17 protein-coding genes and 3 tRNA genes are annotated in these 21,542 nt (G+C 60.1%); 14 read left to right on the top strand and 6 right to left on the bottom strand.

All coding sequences use genetic code 11. The features are described 5' to 3' along the window. Positions 1-125: 125 nt before the first annotated feature. Positions 126-980 (bottom strand): bifunctional methylenetetrahydrofolate dehydrogenase/methenyltetrahydrofolate cyclohydrolase FolD, encoded by an 855-nt coding sequence (folD, locus tag BLS75_RS30265; protein WP_072452659.1) that lies wholly within the window; start codon positions 978-980, stop codon positions 126-128. 280 nt (positions 981-1,260) lie between these two features. Here folD and BLS75_RS30260 point away from each other — a divergent pair. The 9 genes from BLS75_RS30260 to BLS75_RS30220 all read left to right on the top strand — a co-directional run bounded on the left by BLS75_RS30260 (position 1,261) and on the right by BLS75_RS30220 (position 10,511). After that, positions 1,261-1,337: transfer RNA gene (locus BLS75_RS30260), tRNA-Arg, on the top strand. A gap of 32 nt (positions 1,338-1,369) precedes the next feature. Further along, positions 1,370-1,445 (top strand) — tRNA-His (locus BLS75_RS30255). Positions 1,446-1,502: 57 nt separating this feature from the next. After that, positions 1,503-1,587, top strand: a tRNA-Leu gene (locus BLS75_RS30250). Positions 1,588-1,998: 411 nt separating this feature from the next. After that, on the top strand, positions 1,999-3,309 hold the full coding sequence (gene tig, locus BLS75_RS30245) for a trigger factor (protein ID WP_011062275.1): 1,311 nt from the start codon (positions 1,999-2,001) through the stop codon (positions 3,307-3,309). Between the two features lie 92 nt (positions 3,310-3,401). Next, complete coding sequence (gene clpP / locus BLS75_RS30240) at positions 3,402-4,037, top strand: ATP-dependent Clp endopeptidase proteolytic subunit ClpP (protein ID WP_011062274.1); 636 nt, start codon at positions 3,402-3,404, stop codon at positions 4,035-4,037. A 112-nt stretch (positions 4,038-4,149) separates the two neighbouring features. After that, positions 4,150-5,433, top strand: coding sequence for an ATP-dependent Clp protease ATP-binding subunit ClpX (gene clpX / locus BLS75_RS30235; protein WP_011062273.1), 1,284 nt, complete (start codon positions 4,150-4,152; stop codon positions 5,431-5,433). A 162-nt stretch (positions 5,434-5,595) separates the two neighbouring features. Next, positions 5,596-7,992 carry an endopeptidase La gene (gene lon / locus BLS75_RS30230; protein ID WP_011062272.1) on the top strand — a complete coding sequence of 799 codons (2,397 nt, stop codon included), beginning with the start codon at positions 5,596-5,598 and terminating at the stop codon, positions 7,990-7,992. Positions 7,993-8,140: 148 nt separating this feature from the next. Next, on the top strand, positions 8,141-8,413 hold the full coding sequence (locus tag BLS75_RS30225) for an HU family DNA-binding protein (protein ID WP_011062271.1): 273 nt from the start codon (positions 8,141-8,143) through the stop codon (positions 8,411-8,413). A 226-nt stretch (positions 8,414-8,639) separates the two neighbouring features. After that, positions 8,640-10,511: a SurA N-terminal domain-containing protein gene (locus BLS75_RS30220; RefSeq protein ID WP_072452661.1), complete on the top strand. Its 1,872-nt coding sequence runs from the start codon at positions 8,640-8,642 to the stop codon at positions 10,509-10,511. 69 nt (positions 10,512-10,580) lie between these two features. Here BLS75_RS30220 and BLS75_RS30215 read toward each other — a convergent pair whose 3' ends face one another. Further along, complete coding sequence (locus BLS75_RS30215) at positions 10,581-11,546, bottom strand: AraC family transcriptional regulator ligand-binding domain-containing protein (RefSeq protein WP_072452663.1); 966 nt, start codon at positions 11,544-11,546, stop codon at positions 10,581-10,583. Positions 11,547-11,612: 66 nt separating this feature from the next. On the opposite strand from BLS75_RS30215, the gene BLS75_RS30210 reads away from it, so the two are divergent. Beyond that, on the top strand, positions 11,613-12,491 hold the full coding sequence (locus BLS75_RS30210) for a sterol desaturase family protein (protein ID WP_072452665.1): 879 nt from the start codon (positions 11,613-11,615) through the stop codon (positions 12,489-12,491). Between the two features lie 58 nt (positions 12,492-12,549). Here the strand turns inward: BLS75_RS30210 and BLS75_RS30205 are convergent, their stop codons facing one another. Further along, a complete protein-coding gene (locus BLS75_RS30205; protein WP_072452667.1) occupies positions 12,550-13,755 on the bottom strand; it encodes an MFS transporter in 1,206 nt (401 codons plus the stop codon). Between the two features lie 124 nt (positions 13,756-13,879). Between BLS75_RS30205 and BLS75_RS30200 the strand changes: the two genes are divergently transcribed. Together BLS75_RS30200 and BLS75_RS30195 are read left to right on the top strand one after the other, a co-directional pair. Continuing rightward, positions 13,880-14,779 (top strand): LysR family transcriptional regulator, encoded by a 900-nt coding sequence (locus BLS75_RS30200; protein ID WP_011062266.1) that lies wholly within the window; start codon positions 13,880-13,882, stop codon positions 14,777-14,779. A 92-nt stretch (positions 14,780-14,871) separates the two neighbouring features. Beyond that, positions 14,872-15,717, top strand: coding sequence for a DUF2242 domain-containing protein (locus BLS75_RS30195; protein WP_011062265.1), 846 nt, complete (start codon positions 14,872-14,874; stop codon positions 15,715-15,717). 5 nt (positions 15,718-15,722) lie between these two features. Here the strand turns inward: BLS75_RS30195 and aceE are convergent, their stop codons facing one another. Then, entirely contained in the window at positions 15,723-18,398 is a 2,676-nt protein-coding gene (gene aceE, locus BLS75_RS30190) for a pyruvate dehydrogenase (acetyl-transferring), homodimeric type (protein WP_065363210.1), read from the bottom strand. Positions 18,399-18,558: 160 nt separating this feature from the next. Here aceE and BLS75_RS30185 point away from each other — a divergent pair, with 160 nt between their 5' ends. Continuing rightward, complete coding sequence (locus BLS75_RS30185; RefSeq protein ID WP_072452669.1) at positions 18,559-19,029, top strand: MarR family winged helix-turn-helix transcriptional regulator; 471 nt, start codon at positions 18,559-18,561, stop codon at positions 19,027-19,029. A gap of 11 nt (positions 19,030-19,040) precedes the next feature. On the opposite strand, the gene BLS75_RS30180 is transcribed toward BLS75_RS30185, so the two are convergent. Further along, positions 19,041-20,129, bottom strand: coding sequence for a transketolase-like TK C-terminal-containing protein (locus BLS75_RS30180; protein ID WP_072452671.1), 1,089 nt, complete (start codon positions 20,127-20,129; stop codon positions 19,041-19,043). A 214-nt stretch (positions 20,130-20,343) separates the two neighbouring features. Between BLS75_RS30180 and BLS75_RS32770 the strand changes: the two genes are divergently transcribed. Then, positions 20,344-20,469, top strand: coding sequence for a hypothetical protein (locus BLS75_RS32770; protein WP_011062261.1), 126 nt, complete (start codon positions 20,344-20,346; stop codon positions 20,467-20,469). Positions 20,470-20,497: 28 nt separating this feature from the next. Here BLS75_RS32770 and BLS75_RS30175 read toward each other — a convergent pair whose 3' ends face one another. Next, a complete protein-coding gene (locus tag BLS75_RS30175) occupies positions 20,498-21,538 on the bottom strand; it encodes an AraC family transcriptional regulator (RefSeq protein ID WP_072452673.1) in 1,041 nt (346 codons plus the stop codon). Positions 21,539-21,542: the final 4 nt, after the last annotated feature.

Genomic DNA, 21,542 nt, shown 5'->3' with positions numbered 1-21,542 from the left:
CGGTAGGGCTTTGCGCAGTAATGGGCGTGGGCTAAGAGTCAGGGGTGATAAAGACCCCTGGCGGCCTTTAATTTCAGAATAAAAAAACCCGCCATTGGCGGGTTTTCTGTTGCGGGGCAGCAAACTCAGCTGTGCAGCGATTCAGCGGCGTACAGCGTGTTTTCCAGCAGGCAGGCGCGGGTCATGGGGCCGACGCCACCAGGTACTGGAGTGATCCAGCCGGCGCGGGGCAGGGCGGTTTCATACACCACATCACCCACCAGCTTGCCGTCGTCCTGGCGATTGATGCCAACGTCGATGACGATTGCGCCTTCCTTGATCCACTCGCCCTTGACCAGGCCTGGCTTGCCGGCGGCTACGACTACCAGGTCGGCACGGCCGACATGACCAGCCAGATCCTTGGTGAAGCGGTGGGTCACGGTCACGGTGCAACCGGCCAGCAGCAACTCCATGGCCATCGGGCGACCAACGATATTGGAAGCGCCGACAACCACTGCATCCATGCCGTACAGATCGGCACCGGTGCTTTCCAGAAGGGTCATGATGCCCTTGGGGGTGCAAGGGCGCAGCAGTGGAATGCGCTGTGCCAGGCGACCGACGTTATAAGGATGGAAACCGTCCACGTCTTTGTCCGGGCGAATACGCTCCAGTAATAGAGAAGCGTCCAGGTGCTCGGGAAGCGGCAACTGCAGCAGGACGCCGTCGATGTTCGGGTCTTCGTTGAGGCGGTCGATCAAGCCGGCCAGGTCCTCTTGAGTGGTGTTGGCGGGCAAGTCATAGGCTTGGGAAAGGAAGCCGACCTCTTCGCAGTCTTTACGCTTGTGCGAGACATAAACTTGAGAGGCCGGGTCGCTGCCGACCAGAATCACCGCGAGGCCTGGAGTACGCAGGCCTTGCTGGCGACGCTCGGCGACGCGTTTGGCGATCTGCTGGCGCAGGCTAGCGGCGATCGCCTTGCCGTCGATTAGTTGTGCAGTCATGACGCGTGATTAACCATCGAGAGGGTGAGAAAAAGAGAACGCATTCTCGCATGTCGGAACGTGAGGGCAAAGGCGCTTGGTCTGCAAATTCCCCTAAGCCCTTTAATTAAATGAATTTTTTTCAAAAAAGAGTTGACGACCTAACGGACCGTCTATAACATTCGTCGCACTTGTCGGGCACAGCCTAGCACTGGTTAAGAAGGTCGGGCAGAGTTGATGTTTAACTCGTAACGACTGAAAGCAATTAGTTTGTAATCGTTAAAGAATACAGATTAATAAGGCGCCCGTAGCTCAGCTGGATAGAGCATCCGCCTTCTAAGCGGATGGTCGCAGGTTCGAGTCCTGCCGGGTGCGCCATTAGGCAGCTTTGGCACAAGTAACGCAATATGGTGGGCGTAGCTCAGTTGGTAGAGCACAGGATTGTGACTCCTGTTGTCGTGGGTTCGATCCCCATCGTCCACCCCATATTCGAAGAAGGCGCCAGATTAATAGTCTGGCGCCTTTGCTTTAAAAGCTTGTTACGCGGACGTGGTGGAATTGGTAGACACACTGGATTTAGGTTCCAGCGCCGCAAGGTGTAAGAGTTCGAGTCTCTTCGTCCGCACCAATAAAGTAGCTAGTTAATAGCAGATAACGGCGCAGCACCTGAAAAGGGCTGCGCCGTTTTCGTTTCTGGATTCGATACCTCTAAGTGGCTGCATCCGATGAGCCGGTTGAGTGGCAGAATGTTGTCCTTTGGTCGTTGAAGGTTCCGGGTTTCAGCTATTGGCTGGCGTTTTTCAGGGGTGTGCTGAACGACTCCTTCTATATATAGAAGGGTTGAAGTAGAGGCCCTGGTTTGGTTCGCAATATTTGCTCTCATGGCGAGGCTCAATCCTTTGTCCCCGCCTTCACATTGCCGGCGGTTTTTTACCCGTTTTCAGTAGGGTGACTTCTTGAGTTTGACCCTCTAGAATGCATGCCCTTGATTCTGGGGTCGGAAAACGGCCGGCTAACGTCTGTGCAACGAGGAATATCCATGCAAGTTTCTGTTGAAAATACTTCTGCTCTTGAGCGCCGCATGAGCATCACCGTGCCGGCTGAGCGCATCGAGAGCCAGGTCAACAAGCGTCTGCAGCAGACTGCCCAAAAGGCCAAGATTCCAGGCTTCCGTCCTGGCAAGGTTCCAATGAGCGTGATCCGTCAGCGTTATGAGGCTGATGCGCGTCAAGAAGCAGTAGGTGATGTGATCCAGGCTTCCTTCTATGAAGCCGTTGTCGAGCAGAAACTGAACCCTGCCGGCGCTCCTTCGGTCGAGCCTAAAGTGCTGGAGAAGGGCAAGGACCTGGAGTACGTTGCCACTTTTGAAGTGTTCCCAGAGTTCACTGTTGCCGGCTTCGAAAACATCGCCGTTGAGCGCCTGAGCGCTGATGTGGCTGATGCCGACCTGGATAACATGCTGGAAATCCTGCGTAAGCAGAACGTGCGTTTTGAAGTGGCCGATCGTGCTGCGCAGAACGACGATCAACTGAACATCGATTTCGTTGGCAAGGTCGACGGTGAAGTCTTCGCCGGTGGTTCGGCCAAGGGTACCCAGCTGGTGCTGGGCTCGGGTCGCATGATTCCTGGCTTCGAAGAAGGCCTGGTAGGCGCCAAGGCGGGTGAAGAGCGCGTCCTGAATCTGACCTTCCCTGAGAACTATCAGAACCTGGATCTGGCCAACAAGGCCGCCGAGTTCACTGTGACTGTCAACAGCGTTTCCGAGCCTAAGCTGCCAGAGCTGACCGAGGAGTTCTTCGCTCAGTTCGGTATCAAGGAAGCAGGTCTGGAAGGCTTCCGCGCCGAAGTTCGCAAGAACATGGAGCGCGAACTGCGTCAGGCCATCAAGTCCAAAGTGAAGAATCAGGTCATGGACGGTCTGCTGGCCTCCAACCCGATCGAAGTGCCGAAGGCGCTGCTGGACAACGAAGTTAACCGTCTGCGCGTTCAAGCTGTCCAGCAATTCGGTGGCAATATCAAGCCGGATCAACTGCCAGCCGAGCTGTTCGAAGAGCAGGCCAAGCGTCGCGTGGTACTGGGTTTGATCGTTGCCGAGGTTGTTAAGCAGTTCGATCTGAAGCCTGATGAAGACCGCGTTCGCGAGCTGATCCAGGAAATGGCTTCGGCTTATCAGGAGCCTGAGCAGGTCGTGTCCTGGTACTACAAGAACGAGCAGCAATTGAACGAAGTTCGTTCGGTTGTGCTGGAAGAACAAGTTGTGGATACTGTTCTGCAGAAAGCTAGCGTGACCGACAAATCGGTCTCCTACGAAGAAGCGGTCAAGCCGGTAGAAGCACCTCAAGCCGACTGATTTTCTTCTCGTTCGAAGCACACACCATAAGCCAGCCTTCGCGCTGGCTTATGCGTATTCAAGACGTGACTATTTGGGAGTGACTGCAGAGCATGTTCCGTAATTCGTATATTCAGCAGAACTCTGATATCCAGGCCGCAGGCGGCCTGGTCCCGATGGTTGTCGAGCAGTCCGCTCGTGGCGAGCGCGCCTACGACATCTACTCGCGCCTCCTCAAGGAGCGAGTGATCTTTCTGGTGGGCCCTGTAGAGGACTACATGGCCAACCTGATCTGTGCGCAACTGCTGTTCCTTGAAGCGGAAAACCCGGACAAGGACATCCATCTCTATATCAACTCCCCGGGCGGTTCGGTGACAGCTGGCATGTCGATCTACGACACCATGCAGTTCATCAAGCCTAACGTTTCAACCACGTGTATTGGCCAGGCATGCAGCATGGGCGCGTTCTTGCTGACAGCCGGTGCTCCAGGCAAGCGTTTCTGTCTGCCAAACTCCCGAGTGATGATTCACCAGCCACTGGGCGGTTTCCAGGGCCAGGCGTCGGATATTGAAATCCATGCCAAGGAAATCCTCTTCATCCGTGAGCGTCTCAACACGCTGATGGCCAAGCATAGCGGGCGCACCCTGGAAGAAATCGAGCGCGATACCAATCGCGATAACTTCATGAGTGCCGAAGCTGCGCGTGAGTACGGGTTGATCGACGAAGTCATCAACCAGCGCCCCGCTTAAAATAAGCAGCTCAAAATAGGCATGGTCGGTTGTTCCGATCAGTGGCGGGCTTGAAAAAGCCCGCAATAGCCTTCATCTTGTGTTGCAAGCCTATCGGATTTGGATCGAACGAATGACTGACACCCGCAACGGCGAGGACAACGGCAAACTGCTTTATTGCTCCTTCTGTGGCAAAAGCCAGCATGAAGTGCGCAAATTGATTGCCGGCCCCTCGGTCTTTATCTGCGACGAGTGCGTCGACCTGTGCAATGACATCATCCGTGAGGAGGTGCAGGAAGCACAGGCCGAGAGCAGCGCGCATAAATTGCCTTCGCCTAAAGAAATCAGCGGCATCCTTGATCAGTACGTGATTGGTCAGGAGCGTGCAAAAAAGGTTCTAGCAGTAGCGGTGTACAACCACTACAAGCGTCTGAACCAGCGTGACAAGAAGAGTGACGACGTCGAGCTTGGCAAGAGCAACATCTTGCTGATCGGCCCTACAGGTTCGGGTAAGACGCTGTTGGCCGAAACCCTGGCTCGCCTGTTGAATGTACCTTTCACCATCGCCGATGCCACTACCCTGACCGAAGCCGGTTATGTGGGGGAAGACGTCGAGAACATCATTCAGAAGTTGCTGCAGAAGTGCGACTACGACGTAGAGAAGGCCCAGATGGGCATTGTCTACATCGATGAAATCGACAAGATTTCCCGCAAGTCTGACAACCCTTCGATTACCCGGGACGTTTCCGGCGAAGGCGTTCAGCAAGCCCTGTTGAAGTTGATTGAAGGCACGGTTGCCTCTGTTCCGCCGCAAGGTGGTCGCAAGCATCCGCAGCAGGAGTTCCTGCAGGTCGATACCCGTAACATCCTGTTCATCTGTGGTGGTGCGTTCTCCGGTCTGGAAAAGGTTATTCAAAACCGTTCCACCAAGGGCGGCATCGGTTTCAACGCAGAAGTTCGCAGCAAGGAAGAAGGCAAGAAAGTCGGTGAATCCCTGCGTGAAGTCGAACCTGACGATCTGGTCAAGTTCGGTCTGATCCCGGAGTTCGTCGGTCGTCTGCCAGTTCTGGCTACTTTGGACGAGTTGGACGAAGCGGCATTGATTCAGATCCTCACCGAACCGAAGAACGCCTTGACCAAGCAGTACGCCAAGTTGTTCGAGATGGAAGGTGTTGACCTGGAGTTCCGTACCGATGCCTTGAAGTCCGTCGCCAAGCGAGCCCTTGAACGCAAGACTGGTGCTCGTGGCCTGCGCTCCATTCTTGAAGGTGTTCTGCTCGACACTATGTATGAAATCCCCTCGCAGTCCGAGGTGAGTAAAGTAGTGATCGACGAAAGCGTCATTGAAGGCAAGTCCCAGCCACTGTACATCTATGAGAACAGTGAGCCGACGGCCAAGGCGGCGCCAGACGCGTAAGCGTCGCGCTGTTGGAATGAAAGAAGGGGCCTTCGGGCCCCTTTGTTTTTAGCGCCTTAAAGTGCTGTCTTTGAGCTTGTTTTTTTTCCAGGCAGCCCCCATCTTGGTTTCAAGCTTACTTCCATCTGTTTACGGCCTTACGGCCGCCGTAGAGGCGAAATCATGAAGACAACCATCGAATTGCCTCTCCTGCCATTGCGTGATGTTGTGGTTTATCCGCACATGGTTATCCCGCTGTTCGTGGGGCGCGAGAAGTCGATCGAAGCCCTCGAGGCAGCGATGACGGGCGACAAGCAGATTCTCTTGCTGGCGCAGAGAAACCCTGCTGATGACGATCCCGGTGAAGATGCACTCTATCGCGTAGGTACCATTGCGACTGTCTTGCAGTTGCTCAAATTGCCTGATGGCACCGTCAAGGTATTGGTTGAAGGCGAACAGCGTGGTGCTGTTGAGCGCTTCAGCGAAGTTGATGGCCATTGCCGTGCCGAAGTCTCCCTGATTGACGAAGTCGATGCTCCTGACCGTGAGTCGGAAGTGTTTGTTCGCAGTCTGCTGTCCCAGTTCGAACAGTACGTGCAATTGGGCAAGAAAGTCCCTGCCGAGGTGCTGTCGTCCCTCAATAGCATCGATGAGCCAAGCCGCCTGGTGGATACCATGGCTGCGCACATGGCGTTGAAGATCGAGCAGAAGCAGGAAATCCTCGAGATCATCGATCTGTCCGCTCGGGTCGAGCATGTCCTGGCATTGCTGGACGCCGAGATCGATCTGCTGCAAGTGGAAAAGCGCATCCGTGGTCGCGTCAAGAAGCAAATGGAGCGCAGCCAGCGAGAGTACTACCTGAATGAGCAGATGAAGGCCATTCAGAAAGAACTGGGTGATGGCGACGAAGGGCATAACGAAATCGAGGAGCTGAAAAAGCGTATCGATGCCGCAGGCCTGCCAAAAGACGCCATGACCAAGGCCCAGGCCGAACTGAACAAGCTCAAGCAGATGTCACCGATGTCTGCCGAGGCGACTGTGGTTCGCTCTTATATCGACTGGCTGGTTCAGGTGCCGTGGAAGGCACAGAGCAAGGTTCGTCTCGATCTGGCACGTGCCGAAGATATTCTCGATGCCGACCACTATGGCCTGGAAGAGGTCAAGGAACGGATTCTCGAATACCTCGCCGTACAGAAGCGGGTGAAAAAGATTCGTGGCCCGGTACTGTGCCTGGTGGGACCTCCTGGGGTGGGTAAGACCTCCCTGGCGGAGTCGATTGCCAACGCTACCAACCGCAAGTTCGTACGCATGGCCCTGGGTGGCGTGCGTGACGAGGCGGAGATTCGTGGTCATCGTCGGACTTATATCGGTTCGATGCCAGGAAGATTGATTCAAAAGATGACAAAAGTGGGGGTGCGCAACCCACTGTTCTTGCTCGACGAAATCGACAAGATGGGCAGCGATATGCGCGGTGATCCGGCCTCGGCATTGCTCGAGGTGCTGGACCCCGAGCAGAACCATAATTTCAACGATCACTACCTGGAAGTCGATTACGACTTGTCCGATGTGATGTTCCTCTGCACCTCCAACTCGATGAATATTCCGCCGGCCTTGCTGGACCGGATGGAGGTGATTCGTCTGCCTGGCTACACCGAGGACGAGAAGATCAACATCGCGGTCAAGTACCTCTCGCCCAAGCAGATCCAGGCCAACGGCCTGAAAAAGGGCGAGCTGGAATTCGAGCCGGATGCGATCCGCGACATCATTCGCTACTACACCCGCGAGGCTGGTGTACGCGGCCTGGAGCGGCAGATTGCCAAGGTTTGCCGCAAGGCGGTGAAAGAGCATGCGATGGAAAAGCGCTTCTCGGTAAAGGTCACTTCCGACCTGCTGGAGCACTTCCTCGGCGTGCGCAAATTCCGCTACGGCCTGGCCGAGCAGCAAGACCAGATCGGTCAGGTGACCGGGTTGGCGTGGACTCAAGTGGGCGGTGAACTGCTGACCATCGAAGCCGCTGTGGTTCCGGGCAAGGGCCAGTTGATCAAGACCGGCTCCCTGGGCGATGTGATGGTCGAGTCGATCACTGCGGCACTGACCGTGGTGCGCAGCCGGGCCAAGAGCCTGGGCATTCCCCTGGACTTCCACGAGAAGCGCGACACCCATATCCACATGCCAGAAGGGGCGACCCCGAAAGACGGCCCCAGCGCGGGTGTAGGCATGTGCACGGCGCTGGTTTCGGCGCTGACCGGCATTCCGGTGCGGGCTGATGTGGCAATGACGGGCGAGATCACTCTGCGTGGTCAGGTATTGGCTATCGGCGGGTTGAAAGAGAAATTACTCGCCGCTCATCGGGGTGGAATCAAGACAGTGATCATTCCGGAAGAGAATGTTCGCGATTTGAAAGAAATTCCTGACAATATCAAGCAGGATCTGCAGATTAAACCGGTTAAATGGATTGACGAAGTCCTGCAAATTGCGCTGCAATACGCGCCGGAGCCCTTGCCGGATGTGGCTCCCGAGATAGTCGCAAAGGACGAAAAACGCGAGTCTGACTCTAAGGAAAGAATTAGCACGCATTAGTACGCATTAGCCTGGGGGGCTTCCTTGACAGCTTTTTAGAGCCCTTGTTATAAAGCGGCTCTTAAGTGTCTGTAGGCCATTCAGCACTCGTTTTTGCTTTCACCAAAAAACTTAGAATCATACTCATAGATATATAAGGGGACTTAGAGTGAACAAGTCGGAACTGATTGATGCTATCGCTGCATCTGCTGATCTCCCGAAAGCTGCTGCTGGCCGTGCGCTGGACGCAGTAATCGAATCCGTTACTGGCGCTCTGAAGGCCGGTGACTCTGTGGTGCTGGTTGGTTTCGGTACTTTCTCCGTAACTGATCGTCCAGCGCGTATCGGTCGTAACCCACAGACCGGTAAGACTCTGGAAATCGCTGCTGCTAAAAAGCCAGGTTTCAAAGCCGGTAAAGCACTGAAAGAAGCCGTTAACTAAGTTTCTTCAGGGTCTTTGCCCATCCGGGTCGGGGTCATGCCTGATCTGGCAGCGGGGCGCTAGTCAGCCGGTCTACCACCGGTTCACGCCGAGGGTCGCGGGTTTAACCTTTGTCCGCTCCGCCAGTTACGAGAAGGCGCATCCTCGGATGCGCCTTTCTTCTATCCGGACTCTACCCACGCTCCACGGTTGCTCAAATTGAAGTACAACCGTTTCTGGGGGACGCATGCTGCAGAATATCAGGGACAATTCACAAGGCTGGATTGCCAAAACCATCATCGGGGTTATCGTCGCGCTGTTGGCGTTGACGGGATTCGATGCCATTTTCAAGGCCACTACCCACAATCAGGACGCGGCCAAGGTCAACGGTGAGGAAATCACTCAGAACGAGTTGAGCCAGGCCGTCGACATGCAACGTCGTCAGTTGATGCAGCAGCTGGGCAAAGACTTCGATGCCTCCCTGCTGGACGAGAAGATGCTGCGCGAAGCTGCTCTCAAAGGGCTGATCGACCGCAAGCTGTTGCTGCAAGGTGCGCAGGATTCCAAGTTCGCGTTCTCCGAGGGTGCGCTGGACCAGGTCATTCTGCAAACGCCGGAATTCCAGGTTGATGGCAAGTTCAGCCCCGAGCGTTTCGACCAGGTGATCCGTCAACTGGGTTACACCCGCCTGCAATTTCGCCAGATGCTGACTCAGGAAATGCTGATCGGCCAGGTACGCGCCGGTCTGGCAGGCAGCGGTTTTGTCACCGACGCCCAGGTGCTGGCATTCGCCCGTCTGGAAAAGCAGACCCGTGACTTCGCTTCCCTGACCATCAAGGCCGACCCGGCAGCGGTAAAGCTGACCGACGATGAGGTCAAGGCGTACTACGACCAGCACGCCAAGGAGTTCATGACTCCGGACCAGGTGGTGATTGATTACATCGAATTGAAGAAGGCCGCCTTCTTCGATCAGGTCAGCGTCAAGGACGAGGACCTGCAAGCGTTGTATCAGAAGGAAATTGCCAACCTGTCCGAGCAACGCCGCGCCGCGCACATCCTCATCGAAGTCAATGACAAGGTGAATGAGGCCCAGGCCAAGGCCAAGATCGAAGAGATCCAGGCACGTCTGGCCAAGGGCGAAAGCTTCGAGGCACTGGCCAAGGAGTTCTCCCAGGACCCGGGTTCGGCCAGCAACGGCGGCGACCTGGGTTTCGCAGGTCCTGGCGTCTATGACCCAACCTTCGAGAAAGCCCTGTATGCCTTGAACAAGGACCAGGTATCGGCGCCGGTACGTACCGGCTTCGGTTTCCACCTGATCAAGCTGCTGGGTGTCGAAGCGCCGGAAGTGCCGAGCTTCGCCAGCCTCAAGGGCAAGCTGACCCGGGATCTGAAGACCCAGCAGGTCGAGCAGCGTTTCGTCGAGGCCACCAAGCAACTGGAAGACTCGTCGTTCGAAGCGTCCGATCTGGCACAACCGGCCCAGGACCTGAAGCTGACTGTCCACACTTCCGCGCCATTCGGCCGTGAAGGTGGTGACGGCATCGCAGCCAACCGCGCGGTGATACAAGCGGCGTTCAGCACCGAAGTCCTCGATGAGGGTGCCAATAGCACCGCCATCGAACTGGACCCGGAAACCGTGGTAGTGCTGCGTGCCAAGGAGCACCGCAAACCTGAGCAACTGCCACTGGAAAGCGTTGCCAGTGCCATTCGCACGCAATTGGCCAAAGAGCACGCCAGTGCCGCGGCCAAGACCAAGGCTGAAGAGCTGATCGCCAGCCTGCGCGACGGCAAGACCGCGCTGAACAAGCCGGTGGATGGCCAGGACTGGAAAGTCGCGCACGCCGTGACCCGTGGCCAGGAAGGGATCGATCCGACCGTGCTGCAGGCGCTGTTCCGCATGACCAAGCCTGAGTCCAAGGACAAACCGACCTTCACCAACGTGACCCTGCCTAATGGCAACCTGTTGGTGCTGCAGCTCAATGGTGTCAACGAAGCCGCTGCTCCGACCGAGGAAGAGAAGGCTCAATACCGTCGCTTCCTGGCCTCACGGGTAGGGCAGCAAGACTTTGCCGCCTACCGCAAGCAGCTGGAAAACCAGGCGGACATCAAGCGTTACTGATGCCTGACCCACAGTGTTGAAAAGACCCCGGCCGCAATGCCGGGGTCTTTTTTTGGGCTGGAAAAAACCTCAGCCAAGGGCGTTCTTCCAGCGTTTGCGTGCATGCAGGTACGCCGCCTGATCGTTGTAGCCCAACTGCAGGGCAATCTGGGCCCGGGATTCGCCTTGCAGTTGCAGATGCATTTCCAGCTCGGCGCGGGTCTGGTCGAGCAATTCGCGAAAGCTCAACCCCTGTTCGTCCAGGCGTCGCCGCAGCGTTCGCGGGGTTTGATGCAGTTGCGCGCAAAGGCTTTCCAGGGTTGGTGAGTGGCCGGCGGCCAGGGCCTGGCGACAAGCCGCTGCCACCTTGGCGGCCCAACCGCTCTGTCGCCGGTGCAGGGCCACCCGTCGATCCAGCTCCTCGCTCAGCAGTTCCAGCATGCCGGCGTGGCGGGTTTGCAGCGGCAGTTGCAGGGTTTGCGGGTCGAAGTAGAAGCGGTTGGCCGGGCAATCGAATTCGATCCGCTCGCCGAACCAGTGATGGTACTGCGCGTGATAGGCCGGGCGTGGATGGCTGAAGCAGGCCAGTACCGGCTGCACCGCAAGGCCGGTGCCACGGCGCAACTGAGTGATGGACATGACGCCATAGTGCTCGATCAGGTAGCGGCCGAGTTGCGCCGATGTGTCGATATCAACCTCGACACCGGCCCCCCGGGTATCCGCCACCAGCTGTACCCGGTCGGTATCCGAACCCAAGGGCGCGTAGCGCACCCAGAACGCCATGGACGCGGCGACATCCGAACAGTACAGGCTGGCGTGGGCGATCACGTGCCAGTCCTGGGGGGTGAAGCGTTCGAACAGCTTGAGGCCAATGGCCGGCTCCAGCGCTGCCGCGGCGCGCCACAGCTGCTCCAGCTGCAGCAGGTTGTAGTCCTGCTGAGGGCCGGTGTTCTGGTCATCGAGAAAGCGTTGCAGGACTTCACCCAGGCGCCCGCGATGGAAACGCGGGGCCATGCCCTTGGCCGGATCTCGCGGAATTCTGTCCAGTTCGCGCATAGAGCGGGCTGCCTTGCTGATCTCTAATGGTGGGGCGTTGCCCACAAGGATAAGAGCGAGAATGCCATGAACCACGACCTGCTGACCAACAACCCGCTGCTGATCGTTTCGGCGATCTTTGTGTTTTTCATCCTCCTGGAAATCGCCTGTTCGGCCTTTCGCCAACGCCGCGGCCAGCGCCGTGATGTGTTGATCGAGGCGGTGGGCTCAAGCCTGTTGCTCGGTGTGACCTTTCCCCTGGTGATGTGGGCCAGCGGCGCGCTCATGCAGCTATCGCTGCCCGAAGCAAAGGGAGCACTGGTACAGATCCCCTGGGTACTCGGCCTGCTGCTGTTCCTGGTCTTCGATGACATGACCCAGTACTGGTGGCACCGCTTGACCCACCGCGTACCGGCGCTGTACGCGTTGCATCGCGCGCACCATTCGGCGCCCTACATGAGCATTCGCATCGTCTACCGCAACAACAGCTTCTATTACCTGCTGATGCCCAGCATCTGGTTCTCGGGAGTGCTGATTTATCTGGGGCTGGCGCCGGTCTACTACGGTTACCTGATTCTCAAGATGACGGTGATCTTCGCCGCTCACAGCAGTGTGGCCTGGGATGACAAGCTGTACCGCATCGGTTTTCTGCGGCCGCTGATGTGGTTGCTGGAGCGGATTTTTTCTACGCCGTCCACCCATTCGGCGCACCACGGCCTGAGCGCCGAGGATGGCGTGACCCATTACAAGGGCAACTTCGGCAACCTGCTGTTCCTCTGGGATGTGCTGTTTGGTACGGCGAAGATCACTCGGCGCCGGCCCGTTGCCTATGGCATCGAACACTTGGCACACGTGAGCTGGACGCAAGAGTTGTTCTGGCCGCTGGTACGCAGCCGTAAAGCCCGCGCCAGTGCAGGGGCGAGGGTAGAGGGCGCCTTGCCGGCGAACCCTGCTTCGCAAGGCTAGCCATTCTTTCACGAGCCCTGGTGCTGGAGCCCCGGCCACCCGAGCCGGGAGCCGGATTTCAAGCCCGGGCAGGGAAGCCTTGGCGCCGGGCGTTCACCGCCACCAGCAGGGTCACCAGCAACAGGGCGGCAATCACCCAGGGGAAGGTGGCCACGCCCGGCCCCTGTAGCAGCAACGCGCCGCCCAGGCCGCCACCGGCGATTGCCAGGTTCCACAGGGTCACCAGCATCGACTGCGCGGTATCGGCGTGCTCGCCGGCGGCCTTGGCCAGCGCAGTCTGCAGCAAGGTGGCCATGCCGCCAAAGGACAGCCCCCAGATAGCGATTGCCCCATAGATTGCCAGTGGCCGGTCGCCGAGCAGGCCCAGCAGCAGGGTCGAGCCGATAAACAGCAGACAGCTGGCCAGTACCAGCTCACGCAGCCAGCGGTCGATCAGCAGGCCCACCAGCCAGATGCTCAGCAAGGCGGCCAGGCCGAACACCAGCAACACCCGCTCGATTTCCCCGCCAAGCCCGGCCGGCTTAAGAAATGGCGCGATGTAGGTGTAGAGAATGTTGTGGCCCAGCACATAGGCGAAGGTCACGAACAGCACCGGCCGGATCCCCGGCAGGGTCAGGACACGACTCAGCGACAGGCGCTTCTGCGCCCGCAGCCCGGGGAAATCCGGCACTTGCACCAGTACCCAGCCGATCAGGCCCAGGGTCAGCAGAGTCATCACGGCGAAACTCATGCGCCAGCCCAGCAGGGCGCCCAGCCAGGTCCCGGCGGGCATGCCCACCGACAGCGCCAGCGGCGCGCCGAGCATGGCCAGGGTAATCGCCCGGCCCTGCAAGTGTGGCGCCACCATGCGGCTGGCATAACCTGCCACTAGGGCCCAGAGCAAGCCGGCGAAGACTCCGGCAAAGAAGCGCGCCACCAGGATCAGGCTGTATTCGGTGGAGAGGGCCGTGATGCTGTTGACCACGGCGAAACCGCCGATGGCGATCAGCAGCAGGGGCCGGCGCCGCCAGCCCTGGGTGAAGAGGATCAGCGGAATGGCCGCCAGCAGTGAGCCCAGGGCATAGACGGTCACCAGTTGGCCGATCAGCGCTGCAGACACGCCCAGGTCGGCACTCATCTGCGGTAGCAGGCCGGCGGGCAGGGTTTCGGTCATCAGGGTGATGAACCCGGCAGTGGCCAGGGCCAACAGGCCGCCGACAGGCAGGCGTTCGTGGGTTGTGGCAGGTACTTGCAAGGGTTCGCAGGCATTGACGCAATTGCTCATGGAAAGGCCCCGATGGGTGGGTTTGGAAGTAAGGGGCCTAGGGTAGGGCGCTGTTCATGGCGGAAAAATAGGCTAAGGTTCCGAACTTATCGGACACAGGTGTCTTTAATTTCGGAGCGACGCGATGGACTGGCTCGGCAGTATCCCGGTGTTTATGCAGGTGGCGGAAACCCGCAGCTTCACCGAAGCGGGGCGCCTTCTGGGAGTCTCTTCCTCGGCGGTTGGCAAAAGTATCGCCCGTCTGGAGGAGCGCCTGGAGACTCGTCTGTTTCATCGCACCACCCGCAGCATCAGCCTCACCGCCGAAGGCGCCGGATTCCTCGAACGCTGCCGCAGGATCGCCGCCGAAGTCGAGGCGGCGGAGTTCCAGCTATGTGACTCTTCCAGCGCGCCGGTGGGCAAGCTGCGGGTCAGCGCGCCGCAGGTCCATGGGTTGTTGATGCCGGTACTGGCCGAGTTCATGCAACGCTATCCGCAGATCGAGCTGGATATCGACCTCTCCGATCGCATGGTGGATGTGGTGGAAGAGGGTTTTGACCTGGTAGTGCGCACCGGCAACCCCAAGGACTCGCGGTTGCTGGCCCGGCAGCTGGGGCGCTTTCGCATGGTGCTGGTGGGCAGCCCCGGCTATTTCCAGCAGCGCGGCGTGCCGCAGACCCCGCAGGAATTGCGCAGTCACTCCTGCCTGCGGCATACCTTTCACCACACCGGCAAGCTCGAGGCCTGGCCCTTCAAGGTTCAAGCGGATGCGCCGGAGCCGGTGCTGCCCACTCGCCTGACCAGCAGCTCCATCGAGGCGGTGGAGCACGCGGCGCGCAGCGGGCTGGGCATTGCCTGCCTGCCGGACTTCATGGTCCAGGCCGCGGTGCGCCGTGGCGAGTTGCAAACCGTGCTCGACCCATACCTGGAGCACAACGGTGCCTTCTGGGTGTTGTGGCCCTCGAGCCGACATGCAGCGGCCAAGCTGCGGGTGTTGATCGAGCACTTGAGCGAGCGACTTTTTCCGGCAAACAGTGGTCAGTAAACTGATGAGAAATTTAAGGCACCAATTACCCGCGCTGCGGGACGCTGATCTGTTGCACAATACGCGCCGGAGCGTTTTCCTCAGGATTCTCGATGTTTAAATCATTTCATCTGCGCGCCACGGCCGGGGTGTTGCTGCTGTCTGCGGTGGCCGGCTGTTCGTCGCACAAGACCGCCATCTACGAGCACGAAAGCTTCGATGATTCCGGCACGTTTTCGCGCAATTACCCGGTGAGCGATGCCGCCTCCTGTGAGGCCGCGCGGCGTGCCCTGCTCAGCCAGGGCTACATCATCACCAGCAACGATCCGAAGCTGGTCAGCGGCCACAAGAGCTTCCAGCAGACCGGCGAGACCCACCTGGAAATCAGCTTCAACGTGGTTTGTGCCCAGGACGGCAGCGGCGACCAGCGTTCGACGATGTTCGCCAACGCCCTGCAGGACCGCTATGCGCTGAAGAAGGTGAACAACTCGGCCAGCCTCGGCGTGGGCGTCCTGGGCTCGGTGTCGATGCCGATCGGCTCTACCGATGATTCGATGGTCAAGGTGGCCAGCGAAACCGTGTCCTCGGCCAAGTTCTATGACCGCTATTTCGCCCTGGTGGAGTTGTTCCTGCCCCAGGAAGCGAAGAAGGCGGCGCATATCGAAGAGAAACCCAAGGCCGACCTCGGGGTTCCCGAGAACAAGCCCGAGGCGCCAGCCAAGCCCGAGCCCAAGGCGCAGCCAGTGGTCGAGCCTGCGCCTGTGGCCGCGCCGGCACCCGCCACCGAGCCTGAGCCTGCGGTCTCGCAACCCCTGGCTCCTCCGGCCGAGGCGGCGCCGATAGTGCCGGCAGCCAGCAGCGAGCCAGCGCCCGCCACGCAAACCGTCACGCCGCCACCGGCCAGCAACCTGCCGCCGCCCAGCGAGCCGATTCCGGCCCTGCCGAGCAGCGGGCACTAAGGCTCCTAGACCGAGCTCGGGTCGACTTTTTCAGCGTCGATCCGATAGCGGCTCAAGGCTTCGCCGACCTGGCTGTAGGGTATCTCCCCGTCATCGGCCAGGGCTTTCAACGCCGCCAGGGCGATGAAATGCCGGTCCACCTCGAACAACTGCCGCAGGTTTTCCCGGGTATCGGACTGGCCGAAGCCGTCGGTGCCCAGGGCGACGAAGCGCCGACCCTCGACGAAGGGGCGGATCTGGTCGGCGAACAGTTTCATGTAGTCGGTGGCCACCACCAGCGGGCCTTGATGGCCTTCCAGGCATTGCTCGACATAGGCCGCTCGCCGAGGCTGCTGCGGATGCAGCAGGTTCCAGCGCTCCGCCGCCAGGCCCTGGCGGCGCAGTTCGGTGAGGCTGGTGGCACTCCAGATGTCGCTCTGCACCCCGAAGTCCTTCTCCAGCAGCTGCCCGGCGGCGATCACCTCGCGCAGGATCGAGCCGCTGCCCATCAGTTGCACCCGCGGGGCTTTGGCGCCCTGGGCGGTGCTTGAGCTGAAGCGGTACAAGCCCTTGAGAATGCCTTCGCGAGCACCTTCGGGCATGGCCGGTTGCGGGTAGTTTTCGTTGAGCAGGGTGATGTAGTAATACACATCCTCCTGCTGCACATACATGCGCTGCATGCCTTCATGGATGATTACCGCCAGTTCATAGGCGAAGGTCGGGTCGTAGGAGATGCAGCAGGGGATCACCGAGGCGAGGATATGGCTGTGGCCGTCGTCGTGCTGCAGGCCTTCGCCCATCAGCGTGGTGCGCCCGGACGTGGCGCCCAGCAGGAAGCCCCGGGCCCGCGCATCGCCGGCGGCCCAGGCCAGGTCACCGATCCTTTGGAAGCCGAACATCGAATAGAAGATGTAGAAGGGCAGGGTCATGACCTGGTGGTTGCTGTAGGAGGTACTGGCGGCGATCCATGAGGAAATCGCCCCGGATTCGTTCAGGCCCTCCTGCATGATCTGGCCGTCCTTGCTCTCCTTGTAGTAGCTCAGTTGCCCGGCATCCTGTGGGGTATAGAGCTGGCCCACCGCCGAGTGGATGCCGATCTGGCGGAACAGGCTTTCCATGCCGAAGGTGCGCGACTCGTCAGGCACGATCGGCACCACCCGCTTGCCGATCTGCGGGTCCTTGAGCAGGGTGCCGAGGATGCGCACGAAGGCCATGGTGGTGGAGATCGCCCGGTCGCCGGTGTCCTTGAGCTGGGTGGCGAAGGCTTCCAGGGCCGGGATCTGCAGCGGTGCGCAGTCGTTGTAGCGAGCCGGCACATAGCCCCCCAGGCGGCTGCGACAGGCTGCGAAGTAACGGCCTTCCGTGCTGTCCGCCGTGGGCTTGAGGTAGGGCATTTCAGCCAGTTGCTCATCGCTGACCGGCAGTTCGAAGCGATCACGGAAGGCCTTCACTGCCTCGGCCCCCATCTTCTTCAACTGGTGGTTGATGTTCTGGCCTTCGCCGGCCTCGCCCATGCCGAAGCCCTTGACGGTTTTCGCCAGGATCACCGTGGGCCGGCCGCTGTGGCGTACTGCGGCGGCATAGGCGTTGTAGACCTTGAGCGGGTCGTGGCCGCCCCGGGAGAGCTTCCAGATCTGCTCGTCCGAGAGGTCGGCCACCAGCTCCAGCAATTGCGGGTACTTGCCGAAGAAATGCTCGCGCACATAGGCGCCGTTCTGCGACTTGTAGTTCTGATAGTCGCCATCCACGCACTCCATCATGCGCTGGCGCAGCAGGCCGCTGCGGTCCTTCTCCAGCAGCGCGTCCCAGCCGCTGCCCCAGATCACCTTGATCACGTTCCAGCCGGCGGCGCGGTACAGGCTTTCGAACTCCTGGATGACCTTGGCGTTGCCCCGTACCGGGCCATCGAGGCGTTGCAGGTTGCAGTTGACGACGAAGATCAGGTTGTCGAGTTTCTCCCGCCCGGCCAGGGAAATCGCCGCCAGGGATTCGGGCTGGTCCATTTCGCCGTCGCCGAGGAAGGCCCAGACCTTGCGCCCCTGGTGCTGCTTGAGCCCGCGCAGCTCCAGGTAGCGCATGAAACGCGCCTGATAGGCCGCGGTGATCGGCCCCAGGCCCATGGATACAGTGGGGAACTGCCAGAAGTCCGGCATCAGCCTGGGGTGCGGATAGGAGGAAATGCCCTGGCCGTCGGCCTCGCGGCGGAAGTTGTCGAGCTGGGCGGCGCTGATCCGGCCTTCCAGGTAGGCGCGGCCGTAGATGCCAGGGGAGGAGTGGCCCTGGATGTACACCATGTCACCGTCGAAGCTGTCGCTGCGGCCGCGGAAGAAATGATCGAAACCCACGTCGTAGAGCACGGCTGCCGAAGCATAGGTGGCGATGTGGCCGCCCACGCCCGAATGCTTGCCGGCGCGCAGCACCATGGCCATGGCGTTCCAGCGGATCATCGCGTTGAGCTTGCGCTCGGTCTCCAGGTCGCCGGGGTAGGGCAGCTGCCGATCGGGGGCAATGGTGTTGATATAGGGCGTGGTCACCCGGCCATGGAAGTCACCGTGGCGTGCCACGTCGAAATCCAGCAACTGGTCGATCAGGTAATGGGCCCGCGGGCGACCTTCCACCGTCAGCACCGACTCCAGAGAGTCGAGCCACTCGCGGGTTTCCTGGGGATCGTTATCGAGGGTTGCACTGTTGTTCTGGGTCATACCTGGCTCCGTGTTGGGCGGGGTTCCAGCGCGTGGATTCTTGTGGAATCGGAAGGTATTCGGCGCCGGGAAAAGTAATTGCAATTGCAACTACATGGCCGAATCTATCCCGGCATGCGCTACTATTGCAACCCTTCTTCAAACCTTCGGATGGTGTGGCATGTCTTCAAAAGAGCCCGATGTCTGGTTCCGTTTTGTCAGGGCTCACCGGACGGTGATTCGCGAAATCGAGCGCCGCCTGGCCCAGGCCGGCTTGCCGGCGTATGCCTGGTACGACGCCCTCTGGGGCCTGGAAAGCGGCACCGAAGGTACCCGGCGCATGCACGAATTGGCCGATGTGCTGGCCATCGAGCGCTACAACCTCACACGCCTGGTGGACCGCCTGGAAAAAGACGGCCTGGTGCAGCGCTCGCGCTGTGAGGGCGATGGTCGCGCGGCCTTTGTCAGCATCACCGACGAAGGGCGAAAGCTGCGCAAGAAGATGTGGAAAATCTACGAGGCGACAGTGGCCGAGCTGTTTCTCTCGCAACTGGACAGCGAGCAGAAACACGCCTTTGCCGATGCCCTGGAGCGCACCGCGACCCTGGCCCGGGCGGCGGCCAACGGTGGCGACACTGGCTCCAGGGGCTGAGCCTGGCACCGTCAGGGCAGGCCATAGGTCGCCATGGCCTGTTCCACGCATTGCATGGGCAATTGCCCAGCGTCTGCCAGGCTCTTGAGTGCCAGCACGGCGATCCAGCGTGCCTCGGGGCAGCGGCCGCGTCGCGGGTCGCGGGCGGCATCGAAGGAGTCGGTGCCCAGGGCCACCAGCTCGGCCTTGAGGTGAGGGCGTAGCTGTTCGGCCACCGCCTGGCCGTAGCCAGTCACTGCAATCACGGGCGCCGAGTCATCCGCCAGGCAGCGCTGCAGGTGTGAGCCGCGCTTCTCCTGCCCAGGATGCAGGCGATTCCAATGCTGCGCCGCAGCCGCTTCCCTCGCCAGGCGGGTGTAGCTGGGGCAACTCCAGAGCTGGCTGGCCACCTTCCAATCACGCTGCAGCAGATCCGCCGCGGCCCTGACCTGAGCAAACGCCCGGCCGGCGCCCAGCAGGCGCACGCGCCCCGCCGCTGGGTGGGCAGTGGTGTCCGTCACTTTGTACATGCCCTGCAATGCGGCTTGCCGTTGCTCGGGCGTCAGTTCCAGTTGCAGCTCATGGTCATGCAGGGCCAGGTAGTAGAAGCCTGGCTGGCCTTCGATATACAGGCGTTGCAGGGCCTCCAGGACAATCGCCTCGGCCTCTGCGCCAGTGGCCGGGTCGAATGGCAGGCAGTGCGGGTTGTGGGCCAGCCACAACGCCAGTGACGGGTCGGCACCCTTGGGCCATGGGGAGGTTTGGGTCTCACTGTCGTTGCACAGGATGCCCCGCGCCGCGGTCTCGGCGCTGACCGCGCACAACTGCGCCGAAGAACTGCAGCGGTGCAGATAGAGCAGGGGTTTTTCCGCGCTGTCGGTGGAGAACCACAATGGCCAGGCGCTGATCCGGGTACTCCTTTGTGGTGCGCTGTGGCTGCGCACCACAAAGGACTGGCGTGCGGTGCGCCGGTCCAGCTCCAGGGTATTGGCCATCTCCAGCACGGTGTTGAGTGGTGAACCGCCAGGGGGGCGGGCGCTCCTGAGCAGGTCCAGGCAGGCCTGGGCCGCCTGTTGCGCGAGGGCCTTGTGGCGAGTGGGGAAAAGTGAGGATGGGTTCATGCTCGGCGCCGTCCGCAAGGGGGGAGAGCGGCTACCCTAACGGATTGGTAAATATGATTGCAATTGCAATCGTTGCAATTGCATCTGTGTTCGAAGGTTAAATTCCTCACGGCCTGTTACGTTTTAATGATAGAAATCCTGACCTGGGGGGTAGTATTTTTTCTGTCATCCCGGCACTTTATGCTGATCCCGGTGGTCATTAGGCACAGGGCTATTGAACAAGGTCTTTCAACAACGGAAAAAGGAGTCCGCCATGGACGAATACCAAGAGGAACTGCTGGAGTATCAGGCTTTCGAGCTGGATCCTCTGGAACCTGCAGAAGACGCCACCGAGCTGTAACGCCGGTGGCGTTTTTTTTACCGTTTCTCTAGCCGAATTGTCGGTGGCTGCGGCGATAATCCCCGGGGGTCTGGCCATTCCAGCGCTTGAAGGCCCGTTGAAACGCCTCGGCTGAGGCAAAGCCCAGCAGATAGGCAATCTCCCCGAACGCCAGTTCAGTATCGCGAATGTAGGTCATGGCCAGGTCGCGGCGGGTGTCATTGAGAATCGCCCGGAACTGCGTCCCTTCTTCCGCCAGCTTGCGCCGCAGGGTCCAGGTCGGCAGCTTCAGGCGCATCGCCACTTCTTCCAGGTCCGGCTCGCGGCCGCCATTGAGCAACGGCCCCAGCATCTGAATGATGCGTTCGCGCAGGCTGCGGGTGCGGGTCAGTTGTTCCAGTTCTCTCTCGCACAACTGCACCAGATGCCGCCAGGTGCTCGGGCAATGCTGCGGGTTGCGCAGGCCCAGGCTGGCCTGGCTCAGGCGCAGCTGGTTCTGTTCGGCGCCGAACTGGATAGGCGTGGGGCCGAGTACCGCATAGGCCTCGTGGTAGTCCGGGCGCTGGAATTCGATATCGATCTGTTCGGCGTGGATCGCCTGGTTGGCGACGCTGGACAACTGCTGCAGCCAGCCGGAGATGATCGAGTCCACCACGAAGCGGTTGTAGGCGTTGTACGGGCTGATGGAGTAGAAGCACAACCAGGCGCCGCTGGCATCCTCGTGAAAGCTCGACTGGCCGCGATAGTTGGAGCCATACAGAGCTTCGAAGCGGGTCAGGCAGCGGGCGGCTTCGCGCACGGTGGGGGCCTGGGCTGCGGTCACTCCGGCCAGGCCGGCCTGGCTCAGCCGGCTCAGGCGGCCCATGCGCAAGCCCAGGGCCGGGTCTCCGGTCAGTTGGATCGCCCCGTGGCCCAGGCGCATGTAGCGCGGGATTGACAGCCGCGCTCCGGCTTCGCCCAGGCGCGCGGCGTCCAGGGCGTACTGTTCCAGCAGGGGGGTGGGGTCCTGCCCGTAGCTGAGGACCGCGTCCACCAGGCTATGGACGAAGCCCACCGACAAGTCGCCCAGGCGCATCGGTGGGTTTTTCATTGGC

The organism is Pseudomonas sp. NFPP12, from assembly GCF_900103205.1.
In the GTDB taxonomy this organism is placed as follows: Bacteria; Pseudomonadota; Gammaproteobacteria; order Pseudomonadales; family Pseudomonadaceae; genus Aquipseudomonas; species Aquipseudomonas protegens.
Note: the sequence above shows the minus strand (reverse complement) of the source record. Positions and strands in the feature narration are given on the sequence as shown.